This is a genomic window from Neobacillus vireti, from assembly GCF_036962345.1.
GTDB classification, from domain to species: Bacteria; Bacillota; Bacilli; order Bacillales; family Cytobacillaceae; genus Neobacillus; species Neobacillus vireti_A.
Genome location: NZ_JBALNB010000004.1, coordinates 77,771 through 95,980, shown reverse-complemented (window position 1 = coordinate 95,980; position 18,210 = coordinate 77,771). Strand labels below are relative to the sequence as shown.

General features: G+C 37.3%; 20 protein-coding genes. 2 read left to right on the top strand and 18 right to left on the bottom strand.

The features are described from left to right. Positions 1-173: 173 nt before the first annotated feature. A complete protein-coding gene (locus tag V7108_RS02935; RefSeq protein ID WP_335567338.1) occupies positions 174-1,502 on the top strand; it encodes a 6-phospho-beta-glucosidase in 1,329 nt (442 codons plus the stop codon). Between the two features lie 178 nt (positions 1,503-1,680). On the opposite strand, the gene V7108_RS02930 is transcribed toward V7108_RS02935, so the two are convergent. The 7 genes from V7108_RS02930 to V7108_RS02900 all read right to left on the bottom strand — a co-directional run bounded on the left by V7108_RS02930 (position 1,681) and on the right by V7108_RS02900 (position 9,076). Continuing rightward, on the bottom strand, positions 1,681-2,535 hold the full coding sequence (locus V7108_RS02930) for a malate synthase (protein WP_335567337.1): 855 nt from the start codon (positions 2,533-2,535) through the stop codon (positions 1,681-1,683). Positions 2,536-3,021: 486 nt separating this feature from the next. Further along, positions 3,022-3,501: a CBS domain-containing protein gene (locus V7108_RS02925; RefSeq protein WP_335513818.1), complete on the bottom strand. Its 480-nt coding sequence runs from the start codon at positions 3,499-3,501 to the stop codon at positions 3,022-3,024. Between the two features lie 189 nt (positions 3,502-3,690). Then, positions 3,691-4,767 carry an ABC transporter substrate-binding protein gene (locus V7108_RS02920; protein ID WP_335567336.1) on the bottom strand — a complete coding sequence of 359 codons (1,077 nt, stop codon included), beginning with the start codon at positions 4,765-4,767 and terminating at the stop codon, positions 3,691-3,693. After that, the gene (locus tag V7108_RS02915; protein ID WP_335567335.1) at positions 4,764-5,564 is read right to left on the bottom strand and encodes an ABC transporter permease; all 801 of its coding nucleotides are present in this window, start codon (positions 5,562-5,564) and stop codon (positions 4,764-4,766) included. The genes V7108_RS02920 and V7108_RS02915 overlap by 4 nt, the downstream gene beginning before the upstream one ends. Beyond that, positions 5,565-6,368 carry an ABC transporter permease gene (locus tag V7108_RS02910; protein ID WP_335567334.1) on the bottom strand — a complete coding sequence of 268 codons (804 nt, stop codon included), beginning with the start codon at positions 6,366-6,368 and terminating at the stop codon, positions 5,565-5,567. Next, positions 6,358-7,455, bottom strand: a complete 1,098-nt coding sequence (locus tag V7108_RS02905) for an ABC transporter ATP-binding protein (protein WP_335567333.1) — start codon at positions 7,453-7,455, stop codon at positions 6,358-6,360. Before V7108_RS02905 ends, V7108_RS02910 begins: the two co-directional genes overlap by 11 nt. Before the next feature lie 352 nt (positions 7,456-7,807). Then, on the bottom strand, positions 7,808-9,076 hold the full coding sequence (locus tag V7108_RS02900; RefSeq protein ID WP_335567332.1) for a mechanosensitive ion channel family protein: 1,269 nt from the start codon (positions 9,074-9,076) through the stop codon (positions 7,808-7,810). Between the two features lie 286 nt (positions 9,077-9,362). Here V7108_RS02900 and V7108_RS02895 point away from each other — a divergent pair, with 286 nt between their 5' ends. Further along, positions 9,363-10,130 carry a SurA N-terminal domain-containing protein gene (locus V7108_RS02895; RefSeq protein ID WP_335513830.1) on the top strand — a complete coding sequence of 256 codons (768 nt, stop codon included), beginning with the start codon at positions 9,363-9,365 and terminating at the stop codon, positions 10,128-10,130. 363 nt (positions 10,131-10,493) lie between these two features. Here V7108_RS02895 and V7108_RS02890 read toward each other — a convergent pair whose 3' ends face one another. The 11 genes from V7108_RS02890 to V7108_RS02840 form a co-directional block, all read right to left on the bottom strand. Then, positions 10,494-11,237, bottom strand: a complete 744-nt coding sequence (locus V7108_RS02890; RefSeq protein WP_335513833.1) for an amino acid ABC transporter ATP-binding protein — start codon at positions 11,235-11,237, stop codon at positions 10,494-10,496. 12 nt (positions 11,238-11,249) lie between these two features. Continuing rightward, the gene (locus tag V7108_RS02885; RefSeq protein ID WP_335513835.1) at positions 11,250-11,915 is read right to left on the bottom strand and encodes an amino acid ABC transporter permease; all 666 of its coding nucleotides are present in this window, start codon (positions 11,913-11,915) and stop codon (positions 11,250-11,252) included. 35 nt (positions 11,916-11,950) lie between these two features. Next, positions 11,951-12,733 (bottom strand): transporter substrate-binding domain-containing protein, encoded by a 783-nt coding sequence (locus tag V7108_RS02880; RefSeq protein ID WP_335513837.1) that lies wholly within the window; start codon positions 12,731-12,733, stop codon positions 11,951-11,953. A gap of 103 nt (positions 12,734-12,836) precedes the next feature. Further along, positions 12,837-12,995, bottom strand: a complete 159-nt coding sequence (locus V7108_RS02875) for a DUF1540 domain-containing protein (RefSeq protein ID WP_335513839.1) — start codon at positions 12,993-12,995, stop codon at positions 12,837-12,839. Positions 12,996-13,526: 531 nt separating this feature from the next. Next, positions 13,527-13,856 (bottom strand): hypothetical protein, encoded by a 330-nt coding sequence (locus V7108_RS02870; protein ID WP_335513840.1) that lies wholly within the window; start codon positions 13,854-13,856, stop codon positions 13,527-13,529. Positions 13,857-14,652: 796 nt separating this feature from the next. Next, on the bottom strand, positions 14,653-15,051 hold the full coding sequence (gene gvpU / locus V7108_RS02865) for a gas vesicle accessory protein GvpU (protein ID WP_335513841.1): 399 nt from the start codon (positions 15,049-15,051) through the stop codon (positions 14,653-14,655). A 2-nt stretch (positions 15,052-15,053) separates the two neighbouring features. Further along, positions 15,054-16,358 carry a GvpT/GvpP family gas vesicle accessory protein gene (gene gvpT / locus V7108_RS02860; protein ID WP_335513843.1) on the bottom strand — a complete coding sequence of 435 codons (1,305 nt, stop codon included), beginning with the start codon at positions 16,356-16,358 and terminating at the stop codon, positions 15,054-15,056. A 163-nt stretch (positions 16,359-16,521) separates the two neighbouring features. Continuing rightward, positions 16,522-16,839, bottom strand: coding sequence for a gas vesicle protein (locus tag V7108_RS02855; protein ID WP_335513845.1), 318 nt, complete (start codon positions 16,837-16,839; stop codon positions 16,522-16,524). Positions 16,840-16,862: 23 nt separating this feature from the next. Then, complete coding sequence (locus V7108_RS02850) at positions 16,863-17,147, bottom strand: gas vesicle protein K (protein WP_335513847.1); 285 nt, start codon at positions 17,145-17,147, stop codon at positions 16,863-16,865. Beyond that, positions 17,113-17,388: a gas vesicle protein gene (locus V7108_RS02845; RefSeq protein WP_335513849.1), complete on the bottom strand. Its 276-nt coding sequence runs from the start codon at positions 17,386-17,388 to the stop codon at positions 17,113-17,115. Before V7108_RS02845 ends, V7108_RS02850 begins: the two co-directional genes overlap by 35 nt. Positions 17,389-17,402: 14 nt before the next feature. Further along, the gene (locus V7108_RS02840; protein ID WP_335513850.1) at positions 17,403-18,209 is read right to left on the bottom strand and encodes a GvpL/GvpF family gas vesicle protein; all 807 of its coding nucleotides are present in this window, start codon (positions 18,207-18,209) and stop codon (positions 17,403-17,405) included. Between the last annotated feature and the right edge of the window lies 1 nt (position 18,210).

Sequence of the window (18,210 nt, the reverse complement as noted above, 5' to 3'; positions counted from 1 at the left end):
ATCTCTTTGGAAGTATCATACCACAATTTATTGGAACAACGTGTTACTCATTTGTAACACGTTCCTTTCAAAGGCACTCCTGCCTAAACCCTTCAAGGTCATTTACTCCATCCCCTTCGACAAATAGAATGAATACAAGAAAAGAAAAACTAAATTACTGGAGGTTTTCCTAAATGTCAAAAGGCGTTAAAATTGTAACAATTGGCGGAGGATCTAGTTATACACCTGAATTAGTAGAAGGTTTTATTAAACGTTATGATGAGCTTCCGGTGAGAGAGCTCTGGTTAGTAGACATTGAAGCAGGAAAAGAAAAGTTGGAGATTGTTGGCAGCCTTGCTAAGCGTATGGTGGCAAAAGCAGGTCTTCCCATTGAAGTCCATTTAACATTAGACCGAAGAGAAGCATTAAAGGATGCGGACTTTGTTACCACTCAATTTCGTGTTGGTCTTTTAGAAGCGCGTGCAAAAGATGAGAGAATCCCATTAAAATACAATGTGATTGGTCAGGAAACAAATGGACCAGGCGGTTTATTCAAAGGCCTTCGTACCATTCCTGTCATTCTTGAAATCTGTAAAGATATCGAAGAGCTTTGCCCGGAAGCATGGTTAGTCAACTTCACCAACCCTGCAGGAATGGTAACAGAAGCGATTTTACGCTACAGTACCATTAAAAAGGTAGTCGGTTTATGTAACGTACCAATTGGAATGCGCATGGGAATTGTGAAATCATTGAATGTAGAGCCAGAGCGTGTTCAGGTCAACTTTGCTGGTCTAAACCATATGGTATACGGCCTTGATACATTCGTAGATGGAGTAAGCGTACAAGACCAAGTGATTGAAGCGATGGCAAATCCAGATAATGCATTAACGATGAAAAACATTTCTGGTCTTTCATGGGAGCCTGACTTTATTCGTGGATTAGGGGTAATCCCATGTGGATACCATCGTTACTACTATAAAACAGATGAAATGCTGCAAGAGGAATTAGAAAAAGCAGAAACGGAAGGGACTCGCGCAGAAGTCGTTCAACGATTAGAAAAAGAATTGTTTGAACTCTATAAAGATGAAACGCTTGATATTAAGCCTCCTCAATTAGAAAAACGCGGTGGAGCTTACTATAGTGATGCAGCTTGCAGTTTGATTAATTCTATTTATAATGACAAAAGAGACATTCAACCAGTCAACACCCGCAATAACGGTGCCATTGCCAGTATTCCAAGCGACTCAGCAGTAGAAGTTAACTGTGTGATCACAAAAGATGGCCCTAAACCAATCTCCGTCGACGACCTGCCAGTTGCTGTAAGAGGATTAGTACAACAAATCAAATCCTTCGAGCGAGTAGCAGCCGAAGCAGCCGTAACTGGTGATTACAACACTGCATTACTAGCAATGACCATCAACCCGCTCGTCCCATCTGATAAAATAGCAAAACAAATCCTAGATGAAATGCTAGAAGCACACAAAGAACACCTGCCACAATTCTTTACAAAAATAGAAGCATAAGTATAATCCATGGACGGTTCAAGACCGATGAAAAGGGTGATACATGTATTTGTATCACCCTTTATTTTCTCTTTAGTTTTGAAGAATTAGAAACAACAGCCTTGAAGGCACAGTTTGCCTATAATGATGGGTGAATAATGTGTCACTTCCTGTTTTTCTATTATCTTTTGGCTAACGATTAAATACGCAATAATGCGCCATTAGGCTTTGCTAGCTCTTGATCATTTATCTGATTCATTTTGCAATAATGTTCAAAAAATTGTTGTGCCAGCTCTTGTTCCTTTGGGTCACTTTTCAACGAAACGATATCAAATAAAATTTGAGCCATCCATGAATTATTAAAATAACGGTATTTACCTGTATTCCATGTCATTTTATGGGGGAATTTTTCATTTACGTAATATTTCCAGAAAAGCATCTGATCCGATTCTTGTTCTGTAAGTTGGATTCTGTATTGAGAATGGGCAGGGATATATCCATCTTCACAAAGCTTGCCGATAAAATCTTCATTCACCATATAGACACCTAAGATACGCCTGTCTTTTTCAGGCATCCCAGAATCTATTGCTGTTAACAGGACAGCGCTATTTTGGTGCAGACGGATGGGTTTGTTAGGCTTTCCCTGATTATTACCACTTTTTATTACGCCTGAAAAAACCTTCCACTCAGAAAAAGAACTATTCTGTTCTTCTGTGTCACACCAAAAGACCATTTGCGATTCGGAATGAAGCTTATGATTTTTCATAAGTTTTTCATGTTCCAAGCGAAGTTCCTGGTTTTTTAGTTGCAGTTTTTTCTCCTCTTCCTTCTTCCGTTCTTCCTGCTTACGTTCAGCTTCCCTTTTTTGTATAATTTCACCAAGTGAATTAGCAACAATCTTATCATGCAGTTTTAAGTGCTTTCCAAATACATCGGGAAAAACAAACTTTTTATTTTCCGAAGCGAAATGTATTTCAATAACAGAATCATTATGTTTAACTATACTACCCATGCCAAAAAGCTCGTGCGTAACTTTCTTATTGATTAGATTCATTCTTCTAGTCCTCCTTGCAGAATAAAAACTCGGTTACAATTAGATCGTTAATTGTTAATTTCTTTCAACTAACTTCCTTAAAAGCTCACACTACTGTTTGATTTTTTCATCGGTTTAAAAAGGATATTAAAAAAACGTATCCATAATTCAATCTGCAAATTAATACAGCGGAATTTTGGAATACGATAAAAAAAGTTATGTTAAGACTATTATAACATTTTTTTTGAAAATCGCAAATTTCTTATTGACAATATATTTTATCGCGAGGTAAAATGAAGTTTTATTCTCTTCATACCTATGATTTTTTACACAAAAAAAGCTGCTAAATAAGGAGACTGCTGAAAAAGCCTCGAATTAATTCCTTATGTTTTCTTTAAAACACAGCTAGGCTCAATTCTAATTAGAATGAGCCTAAATTATCTAGTATTTATTTTAATATGAGCGGCGCTACTCACTCCACATGTGTGGGGCTGGTGATTGCTTAGTCTATTGTTCTCGGACTGTTTCTTCATTATATATTGATTTTGATAAATTATGGATAATATCCCCTCGGCTGATAATCCCTACCACTCTGCCTGCTCCATTCACGACAGGAATCTTTTTAAAATGGTGTTTAGAAATTAATCTTATGGCACTTTCAAAGTCATCCTCAGGTGCTAACGTTTTAATATTTTTCTTTACCATAATTTTCTCAACCGGCGCATTCATTCTTTCTCTTAATACATCTTCTATTTTTTGGGATTCTTCTATATAGGTAACATAGTAAGCCAAATACAATTTTTCTTTATGTGGGGAAAGATAGCGTACAATATCCCCGTCTGAAACGATGCCCACTAAATTGCCCTTGTCATCAACCACTGGTACACCGCCAATTCGATTTGTTTCTAAAATAGAAATTAATTCTTTAATCGTTGTTGAATGCTTCGCTGTAATTACATTTCTAATCATAAAATCGCGTACTTGCATCTAGTCCTTGCTCCTTTCTTGGAACTTTATCCAACTTCTATACAGGAAAATTTATTCTACTTTAATTATACTCTTCGAATGCAAACCAGTCCTCATGTTACTTCCTGTCCCTCTTTTCTGACATGTAAAAAAGCCCAGTCATTATAACTGGACCATATAATTATTCTATTACTTTTTTAAGATAAGCTTTTACTTAAGTGACATTTTAAATTCTAAAAAGTATTCGTTATATTTTCCCAGCAGCTCAAGACCGAGGTTTTCATATACCTCTAAGTTTTTGCGACTTTCTTCGGGTGGGTAAAAACGTTCATCGTTTACCACTTCTTCATCTAATAGTTCCCACGCTGCTTTATTTGGAATCGCATACCCTACATAATCAGTATTTTGTGCAGCAACTTCTGCATCCAGCATAAAATTTATGAATTGATGGGCGGCTTTCACATTCTTTGAAGTTTTAGGAATAACCATGTTATCGAACCATAAGTTTGAGCCTTCTTGTGGTACGGCGTAATTCAACTCTTCATTTTCGAACATCATGTCTGCTGCTTGACCAGAAAATGTTACGGCTACTGTAGCTTCATTATTAATCATTAGTGGTGTAATTTCATCACCAATAACCGCTTTGACATTGCCGTTTAGCTGTTTTAATTTTTCTAATGCTACACGTAATTCGTCTTCGTCACGTGAATTTAACGAATACCCTAAACTGTTTAGGCCCATACCGATGACTTCACGTGCACCATCTACTAAAAATACTTTATTTTTTAGTACTGGGTCCCATAAATCGCCCCAAGAATCAAAAGTGATATGTTTTGGGACTTCATTAGGATTGTAAACTACACCAACCGTTCCCCAAAAGTATGGAATGGAGTATTTGTTTTTCGGATCGAATGGTAAATCTAAAAAGTAAGGATCGATATTCTTCAAATTTGGAAGTTTCGAATGATCGATTTCTATTAACAGGTCTTCTTTAATCATTGTTTCAATCGTATACTCTGATGGGACAACAACATCATAGGATGTGCCACCCTGTCTAATTTTCGTTAACATCGCTTCATTTGAATCGTACGTTTCATAAATAACTGAAATGCCTGTTTCTTCTTCAAACTGGTCGATCAGATCAGGATCAATATATTCTCCCCAATTGTATACGACTAAAGTGTCTTTTCCACCAGCTGAGCCTGCTGCTTCTAACTTTGAAGCAACAAAGGAAAGCAGGCCGCATGTTATCACAATTGCTAACATTATTTGAATTAAAGATTTCATAGAGCAGAGCCCTCCGTTTTTTTCGTCCGCTTCGTAATGAAATAATACATAACGACAATACCGACTGTCACGATAAATACCAGCCCCGAGATTGCATTAACGGTTAGGGTAATACCTGCACGTGCCATGGAATAGATTTCAACAGACAATGTACTAAATCCGTTACCTGTAACAAAAAATGTAACAGCGAAGTCATCCAATGAATAGGTTAAGGCCATAAAGAAACCGGCTAAAATCCCAGGTTTAATATATGGAACAATAACACGTGTTAATACATCACGGCGAGTTGCTCCTAAATCAAGCGCTGCATCAATTAAGTTTGTATTCATTTCCAATATTTTAGGCAAGACCATTAATACAACGATCGGAATGCTAAATGCAATATGTGAAATTAATACAGATGCAAAGCCAAGCTTAATTCCAATCATTGTGAATAAGATTAAGAAGCTCGCCCCAATCACAACATCTGGGCTGACAATTAAAATATTATTTAATGATAAGAAGATGTTACGTATTTTGTAATTTCTTAATGAAACAATACCAACTGCTCCAAGTGTTCCGATGATGGTAGCTATTAACGCAGATAGTAATGCAACAATCACGGTATTGATTAAGATAACGAGTAAACGATTATCATCAAATACGGCTTGATAGTGTTCTAGTGTAAAACCTTCAAATGTCCCCATTGAACCGCCGCTATTAAATGAATAAAAAATCAAGTAGAAGATCGGTGCATATAAAATAACAAACACGATGGCTAAATATACTTTAGCTTTTGTCGTTAATTCGGATCGCATTTATGCTCGACCTCCTTTTTTCTTTGTGCGTGTAAACGCCATGATTGCAAACATGATTAAGATTAAAAACACGGCAATGGTTGAACCCATTCCCCAATTTTGGGCAACTAAAAATTGCTGTTCTATAGCTGTACCAAGCGTAATTACTTTGTTCCCCGCAATTAAGCGCGTAATCATGAAGAGTGAGAGAGCAGGGATGAACGTTACTTGAATCCCTGATTTTACACCTTCAATGGTTAAAGGAAAAATGACGCGCCGGAACGTTGTAAGAGGTGAAGCACCTAAATCACGTGCTGCGTAAATTAATGACGGATTCATTTTGTCTAACGCGTTGAAAATAGGGATAATCATAAAAGGTATAAAAATGTACACCGCAACGAAAACAAAACTAAAGTCGGTAAATAAAATTTGTGTTGGGTCGAAGCCCAACATTTCCACTATTGCATTGACCGGTCCGTATAAACCGAATATCCCGATAAATGCATACGTTTTTAATAATAAATTAATCCATGAAGGAATAATAATGAGCATTAGCCATAAATGCTTATTCTTTGTTTTTGTTAATAGGTACGCAGTTGGATACGAGATAATTAGCGTAAAAAACGTAATGATTAATGCATACCAAAAGCTCGTTAACGTCATCGTTAAATATGCTGATGTAAAGAAGTTTTTATAGTTTACTAGCGTAAATTCTCCGTTTAAATCGAGTAGCGAATAATATAATATGAGCCCGATCGGTGCAATAACGAAGAGTGCAATCCATAGTATATATGGAATGAACGCTGGTTTTGACTTAACCTTCATTTGTATACGCCTCTATGCGTGCGTCAAATTCTTCTTCAGTTTCATTTAAACGCATAATATGAATCGCTTCTGGGTCGAAATCAAGACCTACTTGTGCACCTACTTCAGCCTGTTTCAGCGAGTGTACAAGCCACTCATTTCCATCTTTGTCATATGTTGATAACTCGTAATGTACACCGCGAAATAATTGCGTATCGACGGTAACCCCAATTTTACCTGCTTCTGGCGATGTGATTTGTAGATCTTCTGGACGAATGACAACATCGATTTTTTCGTTGTGTTTCATACCACCGTCAACACAGTCAAAAACTTTTCCCGCAAATTGGACTTTATAGTCTTCAAGCATAACGCCCTCTACGATGTTTGACTCCCCGATGAAGTCTGCAACGAAGCGGTTAATTGGCTCATCGTATATATCAACTGGCGTACCCGATTGCTGAATAATCCCTTCGTTTAAAACGAAAATCTCATCACTCATCGCTAAAGCTTCCTCTTGGTCGTGCGTAACGAAAATAAATGTTTTGCCAAGACGTTGCTGTAACTCTCGCAGCTCGTATTGCATTTCTGTGCGCAGCTTTAAATCAAGTGCTGATAATGGTTCATCGAGTAAAATCACTTCTGGGTCATTAATGATAGCTCGTGCAATTGCAACCCGTTGACGCTGACCGCCTGACATTTCTGTAATTTCACGGGTTTCATAGCCTGCTAAGTTTACGAACTTTAACGCTTCTGCTACGCGCACTTTAATTTCTGATTCTTTTACCTTTTTAATTCGTAAACCAAAAGCCACGTTTTCAAATACGTTTAAATGCGGGAATAGGGCATAGTCTTGGAATACAGTGTTTACTTGTCGCTCGTTTGCTGGTACGTCGTTTACATACTTTCCGTTAATGTAAACATCCCCTGTTGTCGGCTTTTCAAAGCCTGCAATGATACGTAAAATTGTCGTTTTTCCACAACCTGAAGGACCAAGTAATGTGTAAAATTTTCCACGTTCAAGTTCAAAGCTCACATCTTGTAAAACTTTTGTGTGACTATCGTAAAATTTTGTTACGTTATCAAAACGGATAATTATATCGTTTGCCATGGAAGCCTCCTATGATAAGATTAATTATTATTATGTAATTATCTTTATATGAAATAGAAATAGTTGGTACGAAAAAATTAAATGATTATTGAGGTATCGAATTGAGTTTAGTCATAGACAGGCTAAAAATCAATCATTTTCACTTGATTAGGAGTTGTGGTGCCGCAGGGAGTATTCTTTCAAATTATGTCTTACATTCACTGTTAAATAAACTCATTCCCTTTTCAACCGCATCATATTCATTTTCGCAAGAAAAAAACCCGTTTATTTATACGGGTTTTTTCACATTTTGAGTGTATGTGCCAACACATGTGTTATTTTAAACAGTTGGTTTTATTGGTGTTTGATTATTTTATAAGCTTCTTTCGCCAATCAAGGCTTTGTTGCTCGATTCTTCTACCATGTTTCTTAAATCAGCCCCAGACGGATTCTGGAATACTCTTAGTCCAAACTCTGGTGCAACGGCAAATAGATGGTCAAAGATATCAGATTGAACGGTTTCATACACTGCCCACTGTACGGAATTTGTAAATGCATAAATTTCTATAGGCAGCCCGTGTTCATTATGTGCCAGTTGTCTTACCATTAAGGTCATATTCTGATTGATGCCATCGAGATTTTTGAGGTAATTGCTGATATATGCCCTAAAAACACCGATATTGGTAAGGGCCCTCCCATTCACAGGATTGTTTCGATCGATTTGATTTTTCGCATTGTATTCCGTAATTTCCCTTTCCTTTTGAATAATGTAGTCCGAAAGGTAATCAACTTTTACAAATTTCTCAATCATATCCTCGGTGCAAAACGTGATACTACTTGTATCAATATACAAAGAGCGCTTGATTCGTCGGCCGCCTGAGCTTTGCATCCCTCTCCAATTGATAAAAGAATCGGAAATAAGGGCATAACTTGGAATCATCGTAATCGTTTTATCAAAGTTTTGAACCATTACCGTATTTAAAGAAATATCAATAACATCCCCATCTGCTCCATATTTTGGCATTTCAATCCAGTCACCAACCCGAACCATATCATTGGACGTTAACTGAATTCCGGCAACTAATCCTAATAACGAATCTTTAAATACTAACATCAAAACGGCTGAGAGCGCACCAATCCCACTTAATAGAATAAGAGGGCTCTTTCCGATTAAGTTCGAAATCACTAAAATGATCCCTACAGTCATAATAATAATGTTAATTACCTGAATATATCCTTTAATCGGCTTAACCTTGGATATATCAAAGGTTTGATAAATATCATTACATACATTTAGTAGACTTTGAATAAACACTAAACCGACAATAATGATATAGGCAATCGCCAATTTTTCAATAGTTGATTGATAGGTTGGAAAGGTTGAAGAAAACGAATAAATAATGATCGCAGGAACAATATGGGATAACTTTCGAAAAACCTGTCTATCCAAAATGATTTTGCCCCACTTGACTTTGGAGTTTGTAACGACACGAGTAATGATCCTGATCACGATTTTCTTTGAAATAAAATTTGCTGCGATACAGATAAGCCCTATTAGCAAAATCTTGATGATAATCGAAAGATATTCTACTAATCTAGGATCTAGTTCCATATCCAGAAGTAGATTATTAATGAATTGCATTTGTTTTCCTCCATTTTCATTTGCATCATAAGCAACTTTACGGGTACACCTTGTAAACTGTCAATTCCTACTTCATTAAAAAAGAAAAAATGGTACATTAGCCCCTGAGTTGTAACGCTTCAGTTTACTGGGGTCAGTTAAAGTCAATATCAAATGTTTCAATCCTGTTATAAATATTAAAAAAGAGCGCAACTGTTTCTTTTTCTTACGTTTAACTTTATAATGCGCACTAGATGATTTTTTTTAGGGGAAAATTATACTTCTAGCTTAAGGAAGGAGATCGATTATGAAAAAAATAATGTTTACATTAATAACCGGTCTAATGGCCGTTGTTTTAGCAGCATGCGGAGGAAATGAAGAAAGTAAAGAAGCTAAAAATGATGATAAAGCAAAAACAGCGGAAACCGATCAGCAGAAGGAACTGCAAAAGCAAATGGAAGAAATGCAAAAGAAATTACAAGCACAGCAAATAGATGAAAAGAAAACTGTTGCCATAGTGAATGATATAGAAATTTTAGGAAGCGACTATAATAGCGCTTTAGCATCTGCACAAGGACAAATGCAGCAAATGGGACAAGATCCGACATCCAAAGAAGCTGCAGAGCAGGTGAAAAAACAAACAATTGACAGCTTAGTCGGACAAACTCTTCTCCTTCAAGAGGCAGATAAAAAAAGCTATAAAGTTTCAGAGGCAGATATTAATAAACAGCTGGAAGAAATAAAAAAACAGTTTAAAACAGAAAAAGAATTTGAAGCCGCTCTTAAAAAATCCGGCATGGATATGAAAACACTTGAAACTCAAATAGCTGACGATATTAAACTTAAACAGTACATTGAGAAAGAAGTGCCAGCTGGTGAAATAACTGATGAAGAAATTCAAAAAACGTATGATCAATTTGCAGAACAAGGAAAGAGCACTGGACAAGAAGTTCCAAAGCTTGAAGAAGTGAAACCGCAAATCGAACAATCTCTTCAACAGCAAAAACAGCAGGAAAAACTAATTCAGCAGGTTGAAGAGTTAAAGAAAAATGCGAAGATTGATATTAAGATTTAAGATGCTTCACACAAAAATGAACAGCTCAAGGGGCTGTTCACAAATGCCCATTCAAATAAAAAAGAAGATGAATCTCTACAGAATGTAGGGATTATCTTCTTTTTTATTCACCAAATTCTGTGTCTGTAGATGAGGCTTTTTAGTTTGATCAACAGCCTAATCTTTTTTAAAAATAGATTACTCTTTATAGTTTAATGATAAAGCACCCCTAACACCAGCACGTTTGTTTTTAATTCCTTAAAACTATTTGTGCTACGCACTCAACGTGTATGGAGTGTAATTGGCAACACACGAGTTGCTGGCAGGTTTATCCATTCTCCACTGGAAGTTCAACAGTAAATGGTTTTAATTCCATATTTCAAATTATTTTAACATGGTTGCTTGGAGGAATTCTTTTGTACGTTGCTCTTTTGGATGATCAAAGAATTCATTTGGCCGATTTCTTTCGATAATTCTACCATCGTCCATGAAGACAATCCAATCAGCAACCTCACGAGCGAAGCCCATTTCATGTGTAACCACTACCATGGTCATTCCTTCATCAGCTAACTCCTTCATGGTTGCCAATACCTCACCAACAAGCTGCGGATCAAGGGCAGATGTCGGTTCATCAAAAAGCATGATATCCGGCTTCATTGCCAGCGCCCTGGCAATTGCCACACGTTGCTTTTGACCGCCTGACAATTTGCTAGGATAAACATTCGCCTTATCAAGAAGACCCACCTTTTGGAGCAGTTCCTTTGCTTCGGCAATGGCCTGGTCTTTTGGGATTTTCTTTACCATCGTTGGTGCTTCAATGACATTTTCTAGGACGGTTTTATGCGGGAATAGATTAAAGTGTTGGAAAACCATCCCCACCGTTTGGCGGACATTGTTAAGATTGTGGGTTTCCGGGTTAATTTCTTCCCCGCGGATTGAAATTAGTCCACCTTGCCTCTTTTCTAAAAAGTTAAGGCACCGCAGCAGAGTACTTTTACCAGAACCAGATGCTCCGACCAGGCAGACAACTTCACTTTCATACACTGCGATATTAATATCTTTTAATACCTGTAAACTGCCATAAGATTTATGTAAGTTTTCTATTTTTATCATTTCTCTTTCATTCACTTTGTCGTCCTCCTATCGATCACTAACTGCCAATCTCTTTTCGAACAAGCTCACCAGCATTGTTAATACTGCAACAAGTACTAAATAATAAACGGCTACTATTAACAAGTAGGTCATTTCATCGAAATTATTGGAACCCAGTGTTGTCGAAACATTGAACAGTTCATTCATGGAAATAAAGGCTGCCAGAGATGAATCCTTAAGTCCAATAATAAATTGGTTTCCAAGGGGAGGCAGTGCCCTCTTGAAAGCCTGCGGAAGAATGATACGGCGCATTGCTAGTATTCTAGTCATGCCGAGAGAGCGTGCCGCTTCCATTTGACCTTTATCAATGGACTGAATCGTCCCCCGGAAAATTTCTGCAATATAGGCACCATTATGGAAGGCGAGCGCAAGAGCCGCTGCCCAAAAGTCAGGAATCAGGAAAATTCCGCTGAAGCCAAAATACAGAATGAAAATCTGGACAATGAGTGGAGTTCCCCTTACAAGGAATACATACGCATTTGAAATATACTCCAATACTTTAATCCTTGAAATTTTTAAAAGAGCAAAAAATAATCCGAATAAAATCCCAATTAAAATGGAGACAACCGTTAGCTTTAATGTCAACAGCGCTGCATCTATGAAAAGATTTTTGCTACTGATAAACGTATGTAAAAAGTGCGAAAAACTAGGCAAAATAACGACATCCTTTCTTTCTAATGATCAATCTATTATTCTGGTTTTTTTGTAATATCCTCACCAAAATACTCTTGGCTGATTCGGGATAGTGTTCCATCGTTACGAAGTCTTTGAAGTGCGTCATTAACCCGCTTGAGCAAGACCGGATTATCCTTCGGAATAACAATAGCCTGCTCGCTTCGCTCGATTAACTGCTGCTCCTGGATTTTGAATCCTTCCTTTTTTGCACTTTTACCAGTGACAAAATCGGTAATAACGGCGTCATGCCGGCCAATACTTAGCGCTTTTAATGCCGTAATATCACTGTCGTACATTTTAATATTGCTGGTATACTTTTTGGCTGTATCCGCATAGGTGGAGCCCTTTGCTACGGCAACTTCTTTTCCATTTAAGTCATCTACTGTTTTAATCTCGCTATCAGGTCTTGTGAAGATCTGTGGACCTGAGTAATAGTAGGGTGTGGAAAAATCAACTTGTTTGGCACGTTGGGGGTTAATGGTGTGGCTGGCAACTGCTGCGTCTGCCCGTCCCGTTTTAATGCCCTCAATGAGTCCTTTGAATTTCATCCTCTTCTGGACTGGTTCAAGACCCAGTTCTTTTCCGACTGCATTTCCTACCGCAATATCGAAACCAGTCATCGATAAATCATCATTGCTAACATAGCTAAAGGGCTTAAATTCACCTGAAGCTGCAAAAATAAATTTCTGCTTATCTATCAGCTTTGTTCCATCTGCCAGCTGGTCCTTTTGGATACAGCCAGTCAGCATCCCCATCAGAAACAAACACGATAGAATAATTATGTATCGTTTTTCCATGCTTGATTTTCTCCTCTCTCGTTCAAGCTATACCGTTACTATCCCGGCATTTTTGAAAAGGACTGCTCTTCTGCTTCAGAAGCAGAAGAGCAGTCCCCATGTTTCATTCACGAAGCTCAAAGGTTTTGCAAGCTGTTTCTTCCACATTGTCAGCCTTTCTGCTGCCGTGCGGGCCTATGACAAAGATGGAGTCAGCTACACATTCGTCTCCCTCTGCCCAATACTTGCAGTTTTTAACATTACATTTCACATCCAGTTTCATATTGTGCCACCCCCTCTAATAGGTTTTCTTTTTTAATACCCCTTTCAAAGTTGGTTGAAACAAGATTTTCCCACCAATTCTTTGCCACTGCCAAAGTAGCCTCATCATTCAGACATAAATAAAAAAGACTCTCACCATATTATGAGAGCCGGACTTGGTATCTTGATTTACTATTCTTGAAGATTGCTAACCGCTTTCCCTTCTAAGCCTTCATATACACGGCCCCAGCCTGTGATTATAAAGTAACCTTATCTTTTATTTTTGTATTTTTAACCATGACTGTTGATTGAGGCTCCATGGCCTTCGATTTCATTCAAAAACCGAAATATGCTATCACTCTTTTCCTATAGAAAAAACTTATTCTTTTTAATATTGATCTTTGAAAAAGGAAGTTGTTTATGGAGAATTTAATCATGGTTTATTAGGAGATTATGGGCAATTCATGAGGTTGAATGAAAATAGAAGAAAAAGATAGTAGTCATCGGGATAAACCTTGAAGCGGTAATATTCCGTGCAGCGTCTTACAACTCATTAACCAAAATACACATTTACACTGTTTTCTTTTTGTGCTGTTGCTAAGCAGTTAAGTATAAACTTCAGGATTTGTTTTTGATCCATCGCTAATAGATCAATTTCTGATATCGAGTCACCAGTACGAAAAAATTCCTTGTAAGCTTTCAAACCCTTTTCAATTTGTTTTGTTGTGAAGGTTGTGCTCCTGCCTGACCCACTAACTCCTGCGTAAAATTCATTTGCATCAAGTAACCTGTACAGTATGGTCGCATTGTAATTCCCCATGCTAAAACGGGCATAAGCAATTTCTTCCCCAGCTTTATTGTACCCTGATATATCGTGTCCCATTTTAATAATCCTCCTTCAAATTTTTGTACATAAAACAATATCGGTGCCTTCCGCAGGTACATTAAATAGTACGACTCCTTTTTTAACTTGGATTTACCGGCAGCCTTCCCAATGAATAAATTATTAAATTTGCTTCAGCATTTTAATTGGAAGTTATTATTAGACTAGTAGTGGATTTAAAATGATGAGAAATGAAAGGGAAAATCGCGGATTTAGTAGAAAGGAATCTCTTATATATATCACTTGGTACTTTTTACCTCCCTTCCGGTAAAATTATATCACACTATATTTTCATATTAATTTTTCTTTTGTAAGTGTTTTCTATAATTATGTGAACACACCGTGATATGTTAAACATTCTGCTAGCTGGAGCTGAATGGTATTTTTTTAAAAAAAACAGATGATATAGATTTTTTCTATATCATCTGCATTTCTATTAGACCAACGCCAACCATGGGGACAGCTTCAACGTGGCTTGAATGGTGATGGCAGATAGTTATAGATGCAGTAGTGTTTACCCTAACAGAGATAGTCTCGTGATTTAATACATCCACCTAGTGTTGTTTTATTTGATTAATTAATCAATATATAACAGCTACACATATTTCTTTTATTATGTCCTTTTATCCCACGAACCTGATTTCTATCGTGAAATCGCGACGGATATTTGGAATTGTGAGGATTGGGCTACGAAAGTGTTTTAAACAAAGATTAAGGGGTACCCAATGAGTAAAATTCTACTTGGGTACCCCTTTTTAAAAACAAAAATATTTCCTTGTAAAGTTATATTCTACAACTATTTATTACTACTATCATATATTTTCCCTAAAAAGAAACCATCTACTTCACTAAGTTTTCCTCGCCAGAGAATTTCCCCTTTGGAGGGTGTAGGTTTACTGTCGCCACAATATACTTTGGTTTCTTTCATATGGATGAAATTTGCTTCCGAACCGCCTTCTGATTGGGCTGATTCTCCCGCCCTGCTAAGTTGTTCACTTAACATTTGTGCAACCTCATTGCCATCTTCAATTATTTCACTTAGAGTATCGAAATATTCCTTAGCTGACACCAGTGTTCCGGTAATAACAGCGCCTTTTACATTTAAAGTAATATCTAAGGAAAAATCATGTATATTGGATGCCATTACAAGAAATTCAAGAATATTGTCTTTCATTGTTCCGGAACTACTATTCATATTTAGCTCTCCCTTCTCATTCCATCTAGAAGGAGATAAGTTTCCTCGTCCTCTTTTAGAACTGTGTAACCTTCCTTGTCCTCTTCGTCTGACTGATTGAATTTTAATTCTTTATTACCTGGGTTCGCGTTATTATTTTTACTAAATTTATCATTTTTGTTAGTCTTCTTGTTATTTTCTTGTTCTTTTTCCCCATTACTTGCATCTAGTTTTTTTTTGTTTATTTTATCATCTTTATCATCCTCTGCAGTGTCAGCCTCTTCTCTATTATCTTGGTCTGTGGCTGCACTGCTCTTGTTTTCGTTATCAGTTAGACCGTTTTTTTTTCCTCCTTGTGTAACCTCTTCGTTTTCTGCCTGGTCTTTTTTTTGGCCATGCTGAGATTTTTCTTCATTTTCTTCCCTATTAGTATTTGGTTGGCTAGGTGCCCGTAATTTTCCTTCGTTTTCTGATTCGTCATTATGATGATGTTTTTCACCTTGGTCCTTTTTTTCCTGAATCATTTTTGTTAACATTTCTTCTATTTTGCCTAATCGATCCTGCAATTGCTGATTTTCCTTTTTCACAGCCTCATAGTCCTTGTTATTTAAATCATTATTTCCATCGGTTTCAGCTTGATCTTCCTGCTGGAGATTTGTTCCACCCGAGTCATCTTGACCCTTTAATTGAGACTGTGATTCTTCACTATTATTTGGGTCTTTGAATTGACCTTTCGAGGGTCTTTGTAAATATGACTCTGACTCCTTGCTGCTGCTATCCTCTTGTTCTTGTGAGCCTTCCTGCTCTTCGCTCACCCCATTTGATAATGAGGTTTCATTCGTTAATTTATCATCATGCTGACTCTTTTTTTGGCCTTGACCCTGTCCCTTTTCATCTGATGTTAGCTTAGCCAACAGTTCTTCTATATGAGTAAGACGGTCATTAATACTGCTGCCTTCCTGTTTTGATTGCTGATCTCCTGAAGGGCTGGTTTCTGTTTTTTCACCTTGAGAATCATTATCTTGTTTAGTGAAAAGTTTAGAAGCTGAGTTTTTTATAGAACCAACGGCATTCTTGGACTTTTCCTTTACTGCTTGCCCTAAGTCTGATCCCGTGCTTTTTAAATTATCCGCAGACACCGTCTCCATTAGCTTTTTTCTATTCTCAGGAGTCGCCAGATATCCGACTGCCGCTCCAATCACTCCGCCTGCTAGGGAACGTTTAATTTGACTGCTATTTGAACTGCTTGTGTTTTTTCCTTCCTCTGTTTCATTCTGTTTGTTCTTTGTTTCCTCTGTTTGGTTTTCCATCGTTTTAGTTTCTTTCATTATAAACAAGCCTCCCATTTTAGATTTTTATATAAAGTAAAAACAAGGGTCCCCACTATTGGTCAGCAAGCCCTGTATCTAGTAAACTGCTGTTTTATGACCTTGTTTTTCTTTAACCAGTTTTGCAAGTATCTCTTCAAACCTGATGCCTGAGATTTCACTATCACTCGGTTGAAATTATACGGTTTGCGGAGAGACTTTCTTCTAGAGATTCAAGCCGCTCCAGCAGCCTCTTATTTTCTTCTTCGAGTGCTTTTGTAGAATGCTCCGAGGCTTTTGAGGTTAAATAAGGGTCTGTTTCCCACCAGTCCATGCCAATTTCCTTTGCCTTATCAACAGAAGCAACAATCAGCCGGATTTTGATGGTCAATAGTTCGATATCCGCAATTCCAACTGTGATATCCCCTGCTATCACGACACCTTTGTCTAATATTTTTTCTAATACGTCTACAATCGTACTGGATTGCATGGAATGTTCCATTAGAAGTCCTCCTTGGTGATGTATTAAAGCAAACTTCCTAAAGGACCCAAATCAATATTCAAGTCATCATCTTCTAAACCGAAAATTTCTTTCAATTCATCCATTTTTTCTTCTAGGTTCATTAACGCTTCACCTAAATTTTCAATTTGTTCGTCTGTCAGCGTCCCGCCCTCCACCCTTTTGATTGCATGCCTTTCGACGATTTGGCGTAAAAGCTCTATGACGGTTAACACTAATTGAGCTAATCCATGCTCTGCATTATCTGGATCTAGGTTAATTTTTCCACTTGTTTGGCTGGCCGGTTGCATCTATCAGCTCCCCCCTCTGTTTATCAAATTCTTCTGAAGATATGGTTTTGCCATTTCCCTGCTGTGCTTGAACAAGCGATTCAACGGAAGCAATTAATAATCTTAAATCTAAGTAAACGAGATCTACTCCTGCTATGGAGATCACTAAATCCGCCTTTATGGCAACACCCTTATCAAGAATCACATCCAAAATGTCAATTAAAGCAATCTTCTTGTTTTCCATCGAATCTTTTAGTGACATTTTCTACTCCCCATTTAGGAAAAGCTGGAAAAGTGGTAGGCTGGCCATGGCCCTGTTGCTTTAAACCACCATCCTGTTTCCCTCATATCCTTTTCAAATTGTTGAATTTTTTCCAAAAAAGGTTCTACTTTTGATTTGGAAACAAGGTAAACACCATTCCATGCCATCTGCTCTTGTTTTCCAGTCACCTGATGACTCAAGTTTTCTTTGACGTTTGCTTTAAGGGCAAACTCTGATAAGAATGAGTGGATTTGCTCACTGATTTTGTTTTTCTCTTTTTCCAGTTGAGCTTCTACCAATTTGTCAAACTTTTTCTTTTCGAAAAATTGTCTCCCCTTTGGCAGCTGGCTTATTTCTGCTCTTTTCGCCTCGATCACTGGATTGGATTGACTTACTCGGTTTTTTAAGATGTCATCCTCACAGTAAATTTTCAAATTCCATTCTTCATTCCCATAGATTAAAAGGAACGTATCCATTATTTTGGATTGATTCAATCGAACAGCCGTTTTCAGGCTGGCTATATTTTTGTATAATGTACAAAATTTTAATGGTAAAACAGTAAACATTTTTGATAGTTTCATTACGGTTTCATGATGGTGGAAGGCCTTTTCTTGAAGCCACTCCATATCATTATTAATCTGGTCTTTCACTCTTTCTTCTGAGTAGATGTTGGAATCCAGATTACAAACGATTGCTGTTATTTTTTCGATTGTAAAAGTGTATATATTACTAGCACCATCAAAGCCTGTTAAAGATGGAAACGATTGATTGGCTGCTTCTTTTGTAGGAATTAATCCATATAAATAAATGAAATCGTCCATT